Raw genomic sequence first — 16564 nt, forward strand, 5'->3', positions numbered from 1 at the left:
CAAAATTACACCTCCGCTTTAATTTTGAGTACTTCTTTAACCCTCTTTGCTTTTTCAATTGCTACTTCCAAGTTGTCATCAAGTATTGTCACATGCCCCATTTTTCTAAAAGGTGCTGTCATCTTCTTACCATAGAAATGAAACGAAACTCCTTCTATAGACAAACTTTCTGCCAAGCCCTCTATCTTTGGTTTTCCTTTATAATCTTTTTCGCCCAAGAGGTTTATCATGACAGCCGGTGAAAGTTGCCTTGTAGAGCCGAGTGGCAAGTCGCAGATTGCTCTTATATGCTGTTCAAACTGACTTGTAACACATGCTTCTATTGTATAATGCCCAGAGTTATGTGGTCTTGGAGCAACTTCATTTATTAAAATTTCGTCATCCTTTGTCAAAAACAGCTCAACTCCAAACACGCCAACACCATCCAGCACTTCAACCACCTTGATTGCTATTTCTTTTGCTTTTTGTGCTATCTTTTCGTCAATCCTAGCAGGTGCAACTAAAAAATCAAGAATGTTAGCTGACTGCTCAAAAACCATCTCAACAACAGGATAGCTTTTAACATCTCCTCTTTTGTTTCTGGCAACCATCACTGCCAATTCCTTTTTTATGTCAACTAACTCTTCTACAAAAGATTCTGTCTTAAGTACTTTATTTAAATCCTCTTTGTCCTTTATTACAACAACACCTCTTCCATCATAACCGCCTTTTGAAGATTTTTGGACACACGGGAAACCAAACTTCTCAAAAAAAGATACATCCAAATGAGTTACCTTTTCAAACCTTGGTACGGGGAGGTTAGCGTTTTTAAACATTTGCTTTTGTTTGTATTTGTCTTGAATAATCTCTAAACAATAAGGCGACGGATATATTTGATATCCCTTATCGTAAAGGTCTCTTAACACTTGAGTGTTGATATGTTCTATCTCGTAAGTGGTGATATCACTTTTTTCAACAAGCTCTTTTAACTTTTCAGAGTTGTAAAAATCACTCACAATTAGCTCATCAGAGACTGAAGCAGCAGGACACTCAGGGCTTGGGTCTAAAGAGATGACATAAAAGCCCATCTGTTTTGCCTTTTGCGCAAGCATCTTACCCAGCTGTCCGCCACCAATAATTCCAATTTTCTTTATGGGAAAACCAAAAGTGCTGTGATGCATATCTCTTTTCATCTCTCCTTTCCAAATATAGTTTACCACAAACTCTTCAAAAAACAATAAATGACCTCCCCACAAAATATTCTTTGCAGGGAGGTATTGTTTTTGTCTATTTTATCAAAGATACATAATCATCTAAGCTTCCATCATCTAAGCAGCATTCTATAATTTTTCTTCCAAGGGGATGTAAATCCAATGTTTTGAATTTTATAATCTCTTTCTTAAAGAATTCTGTCAAAATCTTTGCTCCTTCCATATAGCCTTCTTCTCCAACCTCCTGCTGAAGGTCAACCTGGAGTAAAAACTTTGGTATATAAGTTCCTTCAACTTTCATGTATTCAAGTGCCCATCCCAAAAGCGGCAGCTTTGCAGGCTTTAGCTGGTCAGGTCTTAATTTTACATTACCTCTTTTTGCTAAATACTCTCTTGTTATCCATTGCGGCATAAAACCAACCTTGTACGCACCTATGTGCTGGTTTGGAATGAGAATATACTGGGTCTTTGTAAACTGCAAAATCTGTTCAAGCAAAAGATTTGCTTGCTTTACCATAAGTCCTGTTGCAAATGGCCAGTAAGAACCAACTCCTTCAGAACTTAATGCTTCTGCCTGTGTTATGCTTGGATTTGCATGGCCGCGGGGACTAACAAGCCTCCACAGCCATGCCAATGCAGGTGGTAAAAGGTGAAACATCCCTATAATACCGTAAGTCGGCTTTTGTTTAGTGCAAGGTGGTGTTCTCACTCCAAAGCTTCGTATGTCAACCTCAACAGGTTCATCCACAATGTTCGGAATAAACCTGCGAGGCAAAATAACTCTTGGGTTAGGACAAGGTTTTCCTGGCTCATCCATTGTGTGTTCCCATATAAGACAGGTTGAACCAGGCACACCTTCTAAATTCAAGAATATTAACGGCTCCGGTGGATGAATGCAAAGCCTTTCAAGCTGTGGGTCTGTACCGTAATGTGGAATATTATCAAGCCTTACAAACCAACCTTGTTCAGCGTCTTTTACAACCATTTTCGAACCCTTTTGAAGGCTGGGATGGACAAGTGCTATATCGTCTGTCACGGGATGTATCTCGCAGGATTCTTTTATCTCAAGGTAAATTCTTTCTTTGGTTATAATATTTTCTCCAAGCAAAACTCTATTGTCTTTTTCTCTATGCATCTGCTGGCACATTTCGCTCTTTCCGCCACCACTTGCTCCCTCGTGCATGATTGTTATCACATTGTCGTATGGTGTAACAATCCTGACTGTTGAAGCATGAGCTGCAACCCAGCCTTCCATTTCGCCAATGTTCAAAAGTACACCATATACTCCCTTTTTAGCACTTGGTCCTGGGTACAAGTTATATGAAAATATTTCATGGACGCCATTTAACCTATTGTGCACAACCACTTGTTTACCGTTAAAATGTGTATGTCTAAAAGGTGGAGCTACATATATCACTGCTTTTGGTTCAAAAACATCAATCTTTTCAAATTCGCTTTTTGGAATAAACCCCTGAATATCAGCAAGAGCAAATCCAAAAAATGCAGCATTAGCTGGAGCTATGACCAAAGCAGGATAACCATGTTCCTTTCCACCAGCATAGAAGCCATACACTATTAATTCTTGCTTTTTTAACCACTCAAATGTTTCTTTTCTTACGGCTTCAAAATTGTCTCCATAAATATCTTTGTATCTCTGCTTATCAGTTTCACCATCATCACCAATAATTAAGCTATCTGGGTCTCTTCTTCTCATGTACACATCAGGATAATTCACAACAATACCATTTTTACATCTTGTAACTATTGCCTCAACCACTTCGCCCTTACCTTCTACCTCATACTTTACCTCAAACACCATATTATCTTTTCCACCAAGGGATAAATCTATAAAATCAAGTCTCTTTTCTGGCATAATTATTCCTTTGCAGCTGCTTAAAATTTCATACACTTCATCTTTTACCTTTAAGTTTAGAAGCTTGACCATCGCAATATATACCTCCTATTAAGAAGAATTTTTCAGTTACTTTCAATAAACTCAATCTTCTCAATCAAAAGTTTTAGAAGATATCTGTAGTTTTCAATTACTTCTTTGGTTTGCCTGAAATACTCCCCATTTTCTTTGAAAAATTCCACAACATAATACTCCAAACATTGCACAACAATTTTCAAGTCTTTGAGAAAATTTTTATCTTTCCTTATATAAAAGTTAAGAGTTTTGGTGTTTAGGCGAAATACATCCAACAAAACAAGTGGTAAGGCCCACAGGTCAATATAGCTTCCGTCCCAAAAATATTTATAAAAGAAGCCTGTCAAAAATGGATTTGTCTCACAGTATTCTTTAAAAAATTTCTCTATGAGTATAAAAAATGTTTTTCTTGTAAACAGTTTTGACGGTAAATCCTGAGTCTTGTAGAGGTTTGCCTCATAAATTTCAGCAAACAATACAAATACCTCCTTAATTTGTAATCATCACCTCTGCAGGGCATCAAAAAAGGCCAATATTTGCAAAGCCTTTTTTCCCCTGCAAATATTGGCCTACCTTGCAACTGGCCAATTTATTGGCCCTTTGCTTGGTCTGCCAAATTTTACTGACTTAATTTTTTTTCTAAGTTTTCATTTAGGGTTATTACAATTACTTTTTCACCATTTACTGTGTTTACATCTGAGTATATGCCCGCAATGTCAACATCAATTACCTGTTTTATTAAGTTTGCCAAATCCTCTTTTGCATTCTCAAACAAAGTTGCTCTCACCTTTTTGATAAGTTCAATGCCTTCCTTAGTTTGCGCAAGCCTTTTTTCTGTAGGACTTAAAAAACCAATTAGTCTCACAACAATAATATCCTCTGTAATTATAGTTTTTATCTGCTTTGGTCCTCTGCCCATGTATTCTATTTCGAACTTGCTTACCGCCTCGCTGATTTTTGCCTCTATCTGCCCTTTTGTCATTTTGTCAGTCAATAACCTTCCCTGTCTAACTTAAGTCTTGATTTAAGTATAGCAAAATGAAATTTGGATGTCAATATATTTCAATTAATTTTTCCTGCATGCTACTAACCTCTTGATTTTTCTTAATTTTAAAAATTCAACTTTGTATAAATTGCAACTTTAATTTTCCCATTATGCACCTTAATATAAAAAAGGCAGGGCTGTGTTTTTTCTCACACAACCCCGCCTTTTACCCTATTTCGCTTATTTTTTTGACAAAATTTCATTCAAATCATTCTCGGGGTTTGAAATAGGTTTTATATTGAATCTCTCAACAAGTACCTGCAGAATATTTGGTGAAACAAATGCTGGCAGTGATGGACCCAAATAGATGTTTTTAATACCAAGGGATAGCAGTGTCAAAAGTATCGCTACTGCTTTTTGTTCAAACCATGAAAGGACAAGTGTAAGCGGCAAGTCATTTACATCAACTCCAAAAGCTTTTGCAAGTTCAATTGCGATGATGATTGCAGAATATGCATCGTTGCACTGGCCAACATCTAAAAGCCTTGGAAATTCACCAATTGAGCCAAAGTCTTTCTTATTGAATCTATACTTTCCACACGCAAGCGTCAAAATAAGCGTGTCTTTTGGAGTTTTTTCAGCAAACTCTGTATAGTAGTTTCTACCTGGCTTTGCACCATCACATCCACCAATCAGGAAGAAATGCTTGATCTGACCACTTTTTACAGCCTCAATTATCTTGTTTGCAACACCAAGCACAGTGTTGTGAGCAAATCCAACAAGGATTTTCTTTTCTTCTTCGTCTTCCTGCCAACCACCAAGCTCTAATGCCTTTTGGATAATTGGTGTGAAATCCTTTTTGCCATTTACTTCTTCAATGTGTGCAACACCATCAAACCCAACAACACCCGTTGTAAATATTCTGTCTTTGTAACTGTCGCGTGGTTTTTGCAAACAGTTTGTAGTCATCAAGATACAACCTGGAATGCCGTCAAATTCCTTCTGCTGGTCCTGCCATGCACCACCATAGTTACCAACAAGATGTTTGTACTTCTTTAGCTCTGGATAACCATGTGCTGGAAGCATCTCACCGTGTGTATAGATATTTATTCCTTTTCCTTCTGTTTGCTCTAAAAGATCTTTTAAGTCTTTCAAATCATGCCCAGAGACAATTATAAATGGTCCTTTTTTCTTGGAAATCAAAACTTCTGTTGGCCGTGGATGACCAAAAGTCTCAGTGTGAGCTTTGTCCAAAATTTCCATACATCTAAAATTCTTCTTTCCAAGTTCCATACAGAGGTTGTAAAGCTCCTCTGCTGACAAATTGCTGTCCAGCGTTTTTGCAAGTGCTGTAAAGAAGAAATTGTTCACATCATCATCCTTGTAGCCAAGCCTATATGCATGATGAGCATATGCAGCCATTCCTTTTAAGCCATAAATAAGGAGCTCTCTTAAAGACCTGATATCATCATCAATGTCATCTGCCAAAATTCCAACCTTTTTCCCATCTGCTATCATCTTTTCAACATCTTCTGGTGGTCGATAGTAAACGGCAGCCGGTAGATTATCTAAGTTTGAAACTTGATTTTTTAGATTTTCTTTCACACTGTCTGCTTCAAGAATATACCTTACAAATCTTTTCTCATCAAAGTTCACATTTGTAAGAGTAGAAAATAGAGCATCCATCATGAATTTGGTTGTACCTTCGTCAATCTTTTTTCCTTCAGCTAAAATTTTGCTACCCAAGTATGCAATGCCTTTTAACTGGTACAAAAGCAAATCCTGAAGTGTGGCAACTCTGCTGTCTTTACCGCAAACACCTACCTTTGTACAGCCTTTTCCACCTGCTGTCTGCTCGCATTGGAAACAAAACATATCAGTTTGGATCATCTCAAAATAGCACCTCCCAAAATATTATCAGTTTTTATTTACCCAAAATTATTCTTTTATACCACCATCGGTGGTAATTGTTACCTCTTGATACGGCAAAATCTTCTGTGCCTGAAGCATGGCCTTTTTAACTATGCTTGCAATACCATTGCAACAAGGAACTTCCATCTTAACAACTGTGATGCTCTTTATGTTATGACTTTGAATAATTTCTAAGATTTTTTCATAGAAGTATTCAATATTGTCAAGCTTTGGACATCCTATTATTGTCACTTTTCCTTTCATAAAATCTCTGTGGAAAGACGCATATGCATATGCAACACAGTCAGCCGCAATGAGTAGATGCGCGTTGTCAAAAAACTTTGCATAAGGATTAACAAGATTTAGCTGCACCGGCCAGTTAACAAGTTGAGATAATTCTTCTTTGCTCTCTTCTACCTTTTGATTTTTCTCCTCTGAAGCTTCGAGCATGTTACTTCTTTCAATTACTCTCTCCTGAGAACCAGGGCACATACATGAAAACTGCTCATGCTGTTTTTTCTGATTGAGTCTTTCTTCCACAGCCTTTTCATTGAATGGTTTTGCTTCTGCTTCAATTATCTCAATCGCCCCTGTTGGGCAAACAGGAAGACAGTTGCCAAGTCCGTCACAGTATTCTTCACTTACAAGTTTTGCCTTGCCATTTACAAGCTCAATCGCACCCTCAACACAAGCATTCACACACAGTCCGCACCCATTGCACTTTTCCTCGTTGATCTTTACAATCTTTCTTATCATTTTCAACCATCCCTCTCTGTTTACTTGCAATTATATTTTATATGGTTTAGAATATATTTGCGGTAACATATGTTACAGTTTTATATGCATTTTAAAGAAGGTGAAAATCGATGCATCTTGAAAGAGTATGTCAAAGCAAGCTGTTTAAGATGATGGATCAAAGCGAAATAAAAGAGATATTGGATTCCTTTCATATTCTTAAAAAGGATTTTGAAAAAGACCAGGTGATTGTACTTGAAGGTGACGAATGCAGCTTTATAGGACTTATACTCAGCGGAATGATTGAAGTGAAGAAAAGTTCTGTCTCAGGCAAAGAATATACCATAACTACATTGACACAAGGCGATACGTTTGGTGAAGCTGTCATATTTTCTTCGGCAAACACCTTTCCTGCGACAATTGTTTCAAAGACCAAAACAGAAGTTATATTCATTCCAAAGCATGCCATAATTAAGATGTGCAAAAAAAACGAAAAGTTTTTATATAACTTTTTAAATCTTCTTTCAGATAGAATTCTTCTTTTGAACACAAAACTTAAAGAAAATACGCTTTCTACTTTGAGACAAAAGATTTGTAATTTTTTAATTGAAGAGTACAAAAAACAGAAAACTACAAAATTAAAACTCAATTTTACAAAGCAAGAACTTGCTAAAATTTTTAATGTGCAAAGGCCTTCACTTTCAAGAGAGCTCATAAAAATGAAAGAAGAAGGGCTAATTGATTTCTGGGGAAAAGAAATCTGGATCAAAGATCTGGAAAAGATAGAGGAGTATTTATACGAAGATGCATAAAAGGCTGGGCAGATACCCAGCCTTGTGACTTTTATTAATTTTCAAAAAGAGCATCTACAAATTCTTTTGCATTAAAATACTGAAGATCATCTATCTTTTCTCCCACTCCTACAAACTTTACCGGAATCTTGAGCTCATCACATATGGAAATAATGATGCCGCCTTTTGCTGTACCATCAAGCTTTGTAAGTACAATTCCAGAAATATTGACTGCCTGGTTAAACTCTTTTGCTTGATTCAGCGCATTTTGACCAGTTGTTGCATCAATCACAAGCAAAGTCTCCTTGCTTGCTTCTGGCATTTGCTGATTTATCACCCGGTCAATCTTTTTAAGTTCCTCAATTAAGTTTTTCTTAGTATGAAGTCTTCCAGCCGTGTCGACTATCAAAACATCAGCCTTTCTTGCCCTCATTGCCTGGATACCATCGAACACAACAGCTGCCGGATCGCTACCTTCAACATGCTTTATAATGTCACACCCAACCCTTTTTGCCCAAATCTCAAGCTGTTCTGCAGCTGCTGCTCTAAATGTGTCTGCTGCCGCAATTAAAACCTTTTTACCATTTGATTTTAAAAGATTTGCAATTTTGCCTATGGATGTTGTCTTACCCACACCGTTTACGCCAACCATCAGGATTATGAGGGGATACTTTTCACTTAATTTGTTTTCTAGATTAATAATACTAAGCATCTCTTCTTTTAAAAGCTCTTTCACAGCTTCAGTAGCAGAAATTTTTTCTTTTTTAACCTTCTCTTTGAGATTTTCTATTATTTTTTGAGATGTTTTAACACCAACATCTGAGAGTACCAAAACCTCTTCAAGCTCTTCAAAAAGTTCATCGTCTACTTGCTTGAATGATTTTAATAAGCTTTCGACTTTTTCAGTAAAATTCTTTTTAGTCTTCGAAAGACCTTCTTTAAGTCTATCAAAAAATCCCATCTTCTATCATCCTTTCTGTATTTTTTCAATGTTTAGTGACAAAACTTTTGAAACACCGCGTTCTTCCATTGTAACACCATATAGAACGTCGGCAATCTCCATTGTGGGTTTCCTATGGGTAACGAAAATGATTTGGCTCTGGTTATTCAAATTCTTTATATACTGGGCAAACCTTTGAACATTTGCCTCATCCAAGCTTGAATCTATCTCGTCTAATATGCACAAAAGAGAACCTTTAAACGTCAAAAAGGCAAACAAAAGTGCAATTGCTACTAAAGCCTTTTCTCCACCAGAAAGAAGATTTATATTCTGAAGCTTTTTGCCTGGAGGTTTAACATCAATATCTACACCAAGCTCTCCATCCTGACCTATGAGCTTCAAATCACAACTTCCTCCGCCAAAAAGTTCAAAAAATATCTCTGAAAACAAACTCTTTATCTTTTCAAAGTTTTCTAAAAATATCTCTTTCATATTTTTTTCAAGATGACTAATAAGTCTTTTTAACTCATCTGTTGTCTTCTGCAAATCTTCAATCTGTTTTTGCAAAAATTGCATTCTTTCCTGTAGTCTTTTCTCCTGATCAATTGAATATAACTTTACTTCCCCCAGTTCAGAAAGCGCTTGAGTGCACCTTTCAAGCTCATCTTCCTTCTCTTTTGTCCAAAAAACTTCATTATTTGAAGCATGGATTTCTTCATTAAATGTCTCAAAATATTTTTCTTTTATATTCTTCATGTAGTTTTCAAGATCATGCTTTTCAAGAGCAATTTGTCCAAGTTTTTTTTCTATCTCCTGAATTTTATTTGAAATTTCATTTAACCCTTTTTGCTCAGAATTGTATCGCTCAGAAAGTTCAAAGTAATCTTTCTCAAGCTGCTGCAAATTATTTTTAAACTCTTCTGCTTTTTGTTTTTTCTCCTCTATCTCTTCAGAAGTTTGAAAAATTTGACCCTCAAGCTCTCTTATATTCTCTTCACATTTTGCCTTCTCATTAAACCTGTACATTTTTTGATTCTCTATCTCAACCATGTTATAGCTTTTACTTTCAAGCTTATGTTTTAATATAGAAATCTCTGCTTCAATCTTATTCTTTTCTTCTATCGCCTTTGTGAACTTGCTATCCAAAAGATTATAATCTTCTTTTAGTTTACTCAAAATGGTTTTAAGATTTGAAATCTCTTTCTCCAACTCCTCTTTTGATTTTTTGAGATTTTCTAAGTTTTCCTGGGAAGACTTTATGTCGCATTCAAGTGTTATGAGTTGTTGATCTATCAAATTCTTTTCGTTTTCTAAAGCATCTTTGTTTTGGACAAGCTGTTTCATTTTATAATCATACATCTCAATTTCTCTTTCAAGCTCACTCATTTTCGACAATAAATCATTTAAGTTTTCTTCCACTTCTCGTTTCGCAGTTTTAAGATCATACAACACTTTAGTATTTTCTATAATCAATTTATCCATTTCCTCAAGCTTGGATGAAAGGTTTTTTACATCAAGTTCCAGTTCTTCTTTTTCCACTTTTCTTTCCAAAAGAGAAAAATCAGCTTTCTTCTCACCACCAACAAAAACGCCACCGGGAGAAATTAGCTCTCCCGAAAGTGTAACACACCTTGCTTTATATCCTACCTTTTTTTGATACTCTATAGCTCTGTCGATAGTATCAAAAACAAGAGTACGACCAAGCAAAAATTCTGATACTTTTTGTACCTCATCATTTGTCTCAACAAATTCATCTGCATATCCCAAAAAACCATCTGCGTTAATATCTTCTTTTTGACTTAAAACCGAAACGGTATCAACAGGAATAATTGTGACCTTGCCAAGCTTCTCATTCTTTGCTATCTCTATTATCCTTTTTGCATCATTTTCATTTTTCACAACAAGGTGTTGCAAAGAACTGCCCAGTGCTGTTTCAATAGCTTTTAGATATTCTCTTTTGACAGATATCAAACTTCCCACCGTTCCATACAGGCAAATGGGAAGATTTTTTACTCGTTTGAAAACTTCCTTAATTGTTTTGCTGTATCCTTCATAGCTTTCTTCCATCATTTTTAGAACACTTAATCTTTCCTGCTTTTTTATCAGCTGTTTTGAAAGATCATCTACTAAATTTTTGATGTTGGCAAGATAATCCTCTTTTTTTGATACCTGCTGGTTTAAATCTTCAAGTAAAATTACAAGCTTTTTTCTTTCATCATCTAACTCCCTTAGTTGTGATTTTTTTGCATCTCGTGCAATGGTCAGTTTTTCAAATTCGCTTAAAATAGCATTTGTCTGCTCATTTATTTTCACTTTTCTATTTTCTAAAGTACCTGACAAATGCAAAATTCCATTTAATTTTTGGTTAAACTTTTCTATCTGAGATATGCATTCAATTAACTCTGCTTCTTTCTTTTGGATTTCTGATTCTACTTTTATAATGCTTTCTTTTAAAGCTGTAATTTGATTTTGTAACTTTGCATGAACCTCTAAAACTCTTCTATGCTCTTCTTCTTTTTCAGAAAGACTCTTTTGCAATTCATCTATGCTCTTTTTTAAATCCTCTTTTTGCTCCTCAAGCTGTAAAATCTGCCTTGACAAATGGTCCTTAAGTTGCTGTTCGCTTTCAAGCTGCTTTTTTAAAAACTTCAGCCGAGCGGTGCTTTCTGTAAGTTCACTTTTTATTTCATCATAAGATAGTCTTGTTTTCTCTACCTCCTGGGTCAGCAGGTCCATTTGTAATTTGTTCTGATTTATACTTTCTTCAAGTTCTCTTCTCAATTGTATTAGCTTTTCAAGTTCCTCATTTAATTGCTTCTCCTTTGTGAGAAAATCATGATATCTTCTGCCTGTCAAGTTATACTCATAAACATACTTTTCTTTTTTCAAACTTTGGAGTTTTTGATTTATTTGAAGATATGTCTTTGCCTTTTGCACATCAGGCTTAATTTCCTCCAGCTGTGTGCTAAGTTCAAAAATTACATCCTGAAGTCTTTGAATGTTCTCCTCTGTTGCTTTAAGCTTTCTCTCTGTTTCTTCTTTTCTGTACTTATACTTTGTAATCCCACACGCTTCTTCAAAAATCCTATACCTCTCAACAGGCCTTGCATTTATTATCTCATCAACTCTACCTTGGGATATAATAGAATATCCGTCTTTTCCAAGTCCAGAGTCAAGAAAAAGCTCATATACATCTTTCAATCTGCAAGGAATTTTATTTATAAAAAACTCACTCTCTCCACTCCTAAAAAGCCTTCTTGTTATCACCACTTCTTGATAATCGATGGGAAGAACCCCGCTTGAGTTGTCAAAACATATAGAAACCTCAGCAAAACCCTGAGATTTTCTCTTCTCAGTGCCAGCAAAAATAAGGTCTTCTTGTTTTGCTGCACGCAAAATTTTTAAACTTTGCTCGCCCAAAGCCCACCTTATTGCATCTGTAATATTGCTCTTTCCACATCCATTAGGTCCAACAATAGCTGTAATTCCTTTTTGAAATTCAATTCTTGTCTTTTCACAAAAAGATTTAAAACCATAGATTTCAAGCCATTTTATGTACATTATCATATCCCCCATCACTTCAAAAAACAATCATTATTTTAGCAAAAATTATTGAACAGTGCTATATCATTTGTGTAAATACAATGCTGCTAAAACAACAAAAAAGCAGGTAGTTTTTTCTACCTGCCATATCTTGAAAAACATTGATTTTCCTTACCTTGCTTGAACAATAAACTTTATTGCAGTCCTTTCTTCACCGTCAATATCAATTTCAGAAAATGCTGGAATTACAATCAAATCAATACCATTTGGTGCTACTTTTCCTCTTGCAATTGCAATAGCCTTGACAGCCTGGTTTACAGCACCTGCTCCAACTGCCTGAAGCTCTTGACTTTGTCAGTTTGAAGCTCAAAAAGCTTGGGAGGACTGGGATTGACAAAATTTGGTCGTCAATTTTGTCACTACATCATTTGCTAATACCAATAAATTCTAAGCCTTCCTCATATGTCATGAAGTTTTTTGGACCCTTTATCTTCATTACATTCAGTATATCTCCAGCTCCTCCCTCAATTCTTTGCTTTATCAAATATTTCTTCCCTTTTATCTCTATTTCAAAAAAGTTCATTGAATATATTGCTTCCATTATCCTTTCACTACTTATTCCTTTACCTTTTCTCCTCAAAATATATTCCAATGTCCTTTGCAGTAAAAATGCCAAAAAACATATCACAAAATGTCCTTTTATTCTGCTTTCTGTAAAGTGATATATCGGTCGCACTTCTAAACAGCTTTTCATTACTCTGAATGACTGCTCTATCTTCCATAAATCGTGATATGCTCCTAAAACCTCTTCTACATCCATATCCTTTTTGCTCGTTTGAATTGCATAATATCCGTCAAATTTCTCATCTCGTTTTATCGCTTCCTCATCCAGCACATATTCTTCTGATTTTGATTTCTTCTTCAAATATTTCCTTGCACCTTTCTTCTCTAAGGCTGTTATGCTTCCTTTGTTCTCTAAAAGCTCTTTGGCTTTTCTTACCAATCTCTCTCTGTCTTCTTTGTCTTTCTTGGCTCTCTTGCTTGAATACGTTATTATCAAATTCTCTTCTATTTTGAACTCTTTACCCTCTTCATCCTTGACAATATTTGTTCTTTCCAATACCTTATATTTGAATTCATCACCATAAATTTCTTCAGCATTCAAACATCTTTTGCCATCAAGTCTTTTATATCCTTCTTCATTAAAAACTTCATCTAAAATTTCTTTACTTGCATTCTTTAATCTGCTTGCTACTATATAGTCGTACCCAGCTTCTTTTATCATCTTTAAATTTATTCTGCTGTTAAGCCCTTTGTCTGCTACTATTATTATCTTATCTATACTAAATTTTTCCTTCAGCTTCCTCAGTATCTTTACCATCGTCTTGCTATCTATCGTATTACCAGGAAAAAGTTCATACCCTATCGGTCTGCCTTCTTTGTCCACCAAAAGCCCTAATACAACTTGCACTTCATTTACCTTGTTGTCTTTGCTAAACCCAAAATTTTTAAGTTCATCCGCTCTACAACTCTCAAAGTATATTGTCGTCACATCATAAAACACTACATCAACTACCATCTTAAATAAGTCTTTATTTCTCTGATACAGGTATGTCTCTAAATCTTCTTTTACACTGTCAAGAAAATCTAAACACCTGTACAATTGATTCAAATCTATATCCTCTTCAAATCCAAAATATTTGCTTCTCTGATGATAAGTTCTTAGTTTGCTCATTGGCTCTATCAATCTCTGTATGGTCATTAAAAAACTTACTTTGTTTACATCAAATTTTATCTTTCTCTCTTTTGCTGCTTTCCCTTTTAAAAACTTATCAATTTCAAGCTCCTCCCATAACTTTCTGTATACAATGTATCCCCAATTTTTTGCAACTGCATCCGAAATATCTTCTTCAGATTCAATAGTAACAGCTTTTGTATTCTCAGTAGTTGTTTCAGCGACAATATCAGATAGTTTTTTTACAATGTTTTTAAAAGCGGGGTCATCTTTGAGAATATCAAGTCTACCAAAGTTAAATAGTACTCTTTGCTTTACTTTACCATTTTCACGGTAATTTTCGACTAACCTAACATACTGATAACCGCCAGCATTAGTAATTTTGACAAACATATGGCAACTCCTTGAAGATAGTTTGTTATATTGTACCACAAAATATTTAAAAAGTCAAGCAAATTCAGTATATATTAAGCTAAAATTTGTCCCTACATTTTTTAAAATTTTTTATTTTTCTCTTCTTGAAACCCGCATAAATTAAGACTTTGTTATTTTTTGTTAGCTCAAAAACACCTCTTAACTGACAAAGTCAAGAAAAAACAATCATTATTTTAGCAAAAATTATTGAACAGTGCTATATCATTTGTGTAAATACAATGCTGCTAAAACAACAAAAAAGCAGGTAGTTTTTTCTACCTGCCATATCTTGAAAAACATTGATTTTCCTTACCTTGCTTGAACAATAAACTTTATTGCAGTCCTTTCTTCACCGTCAATATCAATTTCAGAAAATGCTGGAATTACAATCAAATCAATACCATTTGGTGCTACTTTTCCTCTTGCAATTGCAATAGCCTTGACAGCCTGGTTTACAGCACCTGCTCCAACTGCCTGAAGCTCAGCAACTCTTTTTTCTTTTATAACTGCAGTCAGAGCTCCTGCAACTTTTTGTGGTTTTGAAGTTGCTGCAACTTTTAGAACTTCCATCCTTTTTTATACCTCCTGAATATGACGTTGTGACTTTATTTAAATACAAAACCAAATGTCTACTATATATAATTCTACACCATTTTAAAAATTCCTTCTTTAATTTATCCTCTCCCTAAAATTCTGTTATATCTTCGAATTATCAAATTTGCAAATGTATTTATTATGAACACAATTACAATAAGCAATGTCGCAGTAGCATATGAATTTAATTTTGAAAGTCCTTCTGAAGAAAGAATGTAAAGGTGCACAGACATGGTTCGCGTTGGACTAAATATGCTTGTGGGGAAATTAAGCGAACTTCCAGCTGTCAAAAGCACTGCAGCAGTCTCACCTATTGCCCTTCCAACTCCCAAGATAACTCCTGTCAATATCCCGGGCATTGCAGGTGGAATCACAACCTTAGCTATTGTCTGCCACTTTGTTGCACCAAGTGCAAGGCTCCCTTCCCTAAAAGACATCGGAACAGTTTTTATAGCCTCTTCTGAAGTTCGTATAATAGTAGGCAGAATCATTATCGAAAGTGTAAGTGCACCTGATAAAATGGACCATCTAAATCCAAGTGCAATTACAAAAAATGCAAATCCGAAAAGTCCATAAATTATAGAAGGTATTCCAGCCAATGTTTCTGTGCCGAATCTTATAAGTTCAACAACTTTTCCTTTCTTTGAATATTCAGTCAAATAGATTGCTGCTAATACCCCTACAGGTGCCGCAATTATGACTGCAAGCAAGGTCACATACAAAGTTCCCACAATAACAGGAAATATTCCTCCGCTTTTGCCCATCTCCTCAGGATACTGAAGAATAAAGCTCAAACTTATACCTTTTAGTCCATTAGAAATAATGTGAAATACTATAACAATTAATATTACCATGGTGATTAACGTAAAAAGTCCAATTATAGAAAATACAATACCCTGTACAACTTTATTCTTTCTTATCATTTCTCTTCACCAACTCTTCTTGCAATTACATTTGCAATGGTGTTTAAAATCATAATAATTACAAAAAGAACTATGCCTGTTGCAAAAAGCGCCTGAGCATGTTTACCAGACGCATACCCCATCTCAATTGCTATATTTCCTGTTAAGGTTCTTACCTGGTCCAAAATGTTATTTGGTATTTTTGGACTGTTGCCTGCTACCATAATAACAGCCATGGTCTCGCCAATTGCCCTTCCCATACCAAGAATTATTGAAGCAATGATTCCAGACTTTGCAGCGGGCAAAATAACTCCTTTTATTGTTTGCCAGTGAGTTGCACCAAGGGCCAAAGACCCTTCTTTATATTCTCTTGGTACAGACCTTATTGAAACTTCTGAGATGTTTATAATTGTTGGTAAAATCATAATTCCTAAAATTATAGAAGATGCCAAAATAGAAAAACCAGAGCCTCCTAAATATTTCCTTATTAGAGGAACCACCACAACAAGACCATAAAAACCGTAGATCACAGATGGAATTCCTGCCAACAGCTCAACAAATGGTCTTATAAGCCTTGATATCTTTTCATTTACAAGTTCACCCAAAAATATTGCTGTTGCAATTCCAATTGGTACACCTATAATAATTGCTCCCACTGTCACATAAATAGAACCCAAAATCATCGGGAAAATTCCAAACTTGCCACTCAAAGGCGCCCACTTTTTACCTAAGATAAAGTTCCAAAGTCCATATTCCTTTATGATTGCAAAACCTTCTTTGAAGATGAAAACTGTTATTAGCAACACAGATATTACTGAGAGTGCTGCTGCTACAAACAAAATAATTTCTATCGCACTTTTCTTCTTAGGCATAATAAATCTTACACCCCATTACAAT

13 protein-coding genes and 1 pseudogene are annotated in these 16564 nt (G+C 35.4%); 1 reads left to right on the forward strand and 13 read right to left on the reverse strand.

The annotated features are described in order from the left end of the window. Positions 1–5: 5 nt before the first annotated feature. The 6 genes from OTK01_RS07795 to OTK01_RS07820 form a co-directional block, all read right to left on the reverse strand. Positions 6–1217 carry a 5-(carboxyamino)imidazole ribonucleotide synthase gene (locus tag OTK01_RS07795; RefSeq protein WP_029227494.1) on the reverse strand — a complete coding sequence of 404 codons (1212 nt, stop codon included), beginning with the start codon at positions 1215–1217 and terminating at the stop codon, positions 6–8. Between the two features lie 49 nt (positions 1218–1266). Then, positions 1267–3135: a DUF4914 family protein gene (locus OTK01_RS07800; protein ID WP_013432469.1), complete on the reverse strand. Its 1869-nt coding sequence runs from the start codon at positions 3133–3135 to the stop codon at positions 1267–1269. Between the two features lie 32 nt (positions 3136–3167). Beyond that, positions 3168–3593, reverse strand: a complete 426-nt coding sequence (locus tag OTK01_RS07805) for a hypothetical protein (RefSeq protein WP_029227493.1) — start codon at positions 3591–3593, stop codon at positions 3168–3170. A gap of 143 nt (positions 3594–3736) precedes the next feature. Further along, positions 3737–4099 (reverse strand): Na-translocating system protein MpsC family protein, encoded by a 363-nt coding sequence (locus OTK01_RS07810; protein ID WP_029227492.1) that lies wholly within the window; start codon positions 4097–4099, stop codon positions 3737–3739. Between the two features lie 243 nt (positions 4100–4342). Next, the gene (hcp, locus tag OTK01_RS07815) at positions 4343–5992 is read right to left on the reverse strand and encodes a hydroxylamine reductase (RefSeq protein WP_029227491.1); all 1650 of its coding nucleotides are present in this window, start codon (positions 5990–5992) and stop codon (positions 4343–4345) included. A 48-nt stretch (positions 5993–6040) separates the two neighbouring features. Next, the gene (locus OTK01_RS07820; protein WP_029227490.1) at positions 6041–6769 is read right to left on the reverse strand and encodes an ATP-binding protein; all 729 of its coding nucleotides are present in this window, start codon (positions 6767–6769) and stop codon (positions 6041–6043) included. A gap of 110 nt (positions 6770–6879) precedes the next feature. Here OTK01_RS07820 and OTK01_RS07825 point away from each other — a divergent pair, with 110 nt between their 5' ends. Beyond that, on the forward strand, positions 6880–7560 hold the full coding sequence (locus OTK01_RS07825) for a Crp/Fnr family transcriptional regulator (protein ID WP_029227489.1): 681 nt from the start codon (positions 6880–6882) through the stop codon (positions 7558–7560). Positions 7561–7594: 34 nt separating this feature from the next. Here OTK01_RS07825 and ftsY read toward each other — a convergent pair whose 3' ends face one another. The 7 genes and pseudogenes from ftsY to pstC all read right to left on the reverse strand — a co-directional run bounded on the left by ftsY (position 7595) and on the right by pstC (position 16539). Next, a complete protein-coding gene (gene ftsY, locus OTK01_RS07830; protein WP_029227488.1) occupies positions 7595–8500 on the reverse strand; it encodes a signal recognition particle-docking protein FtsY in 906 nt (301 codons plus the stop codon). A gap of 6 nt (positions 8501–8506) precedes the next feature. Next, entirely contained in the window at positions 8507–12040 is a 3534-nt protein-coding gene (smc, locus tag OTK01_RS07835) for a chromosome segregation protein SMC (protein WP_029227487.1), read from the reverse strand. 153 nt (positions 12041–12193) lie between these two features. Continuing rightward, positions 12194–12373, reverse strand: a pseudogene (locus OTK01_RS07840) (stage V sporulation protein S); the annotation flags it as partial. A 73-nt stretch (positions 12374–12446) separates the two neighbouring features. Further along, positions 12447–14150 carry an IS1634 family transposase gene (locus OTK01_RS07845; RefSeq protein ID WP_029229278.1) on the reverse strand — a complete coding sequence of 568 codons (1704 nt, stop codon included), beginning with the start codon at positions 14148–14150 and terminating at the stop codon, positions 12447–12449. 330 nt (positions 14151–14480) lie between these two features. Next, positions 14481–14741, reverse strand: coding sequence for a stage V sporulation protein S (locus OTK01_RS07850; protein WP_013290656.1), 261 nt, complete (start codon positions 14739–14741; stop codon positions 14481–14483). 104 nt (positions 14742–14845) lie between these two features. Next, the gene (gene pstA / locus OTK01_RS07855; protein WP_029229222.1) at positions 14846–15688 is read right to left on the reverse strand and encodes a phosphate ABC transporter permease PstA; all 843 of its coding nucleotides are present in this window, start codon (positions 15686–15688) and stop codon (positions 14846–14848) included. Further along, the gene (gene pstC, locus OTK01_RS07860) at positions 15685–16539 is read right to left on the reverse strand and encodes a phosphate ABC transporter permease subunit PstC (protein ID WP_013432456.1); all 855 of its coding nucleotides are present in this window, start codon (positions 16537–16539) and stop codon (positions 15685–15687) included. Before pstC ends, pstA begins: the two co-directional genes overlap by 4 nt. Positions 16540–16564: the final 25 nt, after the last annotated feature.

This window comes from Caldicellulosiruptor acetigenus, assembly GCF_026914305.1.
In the GTDB taxonomy this organism is placed as follows: Bacteria; Bacillota; Thermoanaerobacteria; order Caldicellulosiruptorales; family Caldicellulosiruptoraceae; genus Caldicellulosiruptor; species Caldicellulosiruptor acetigenus.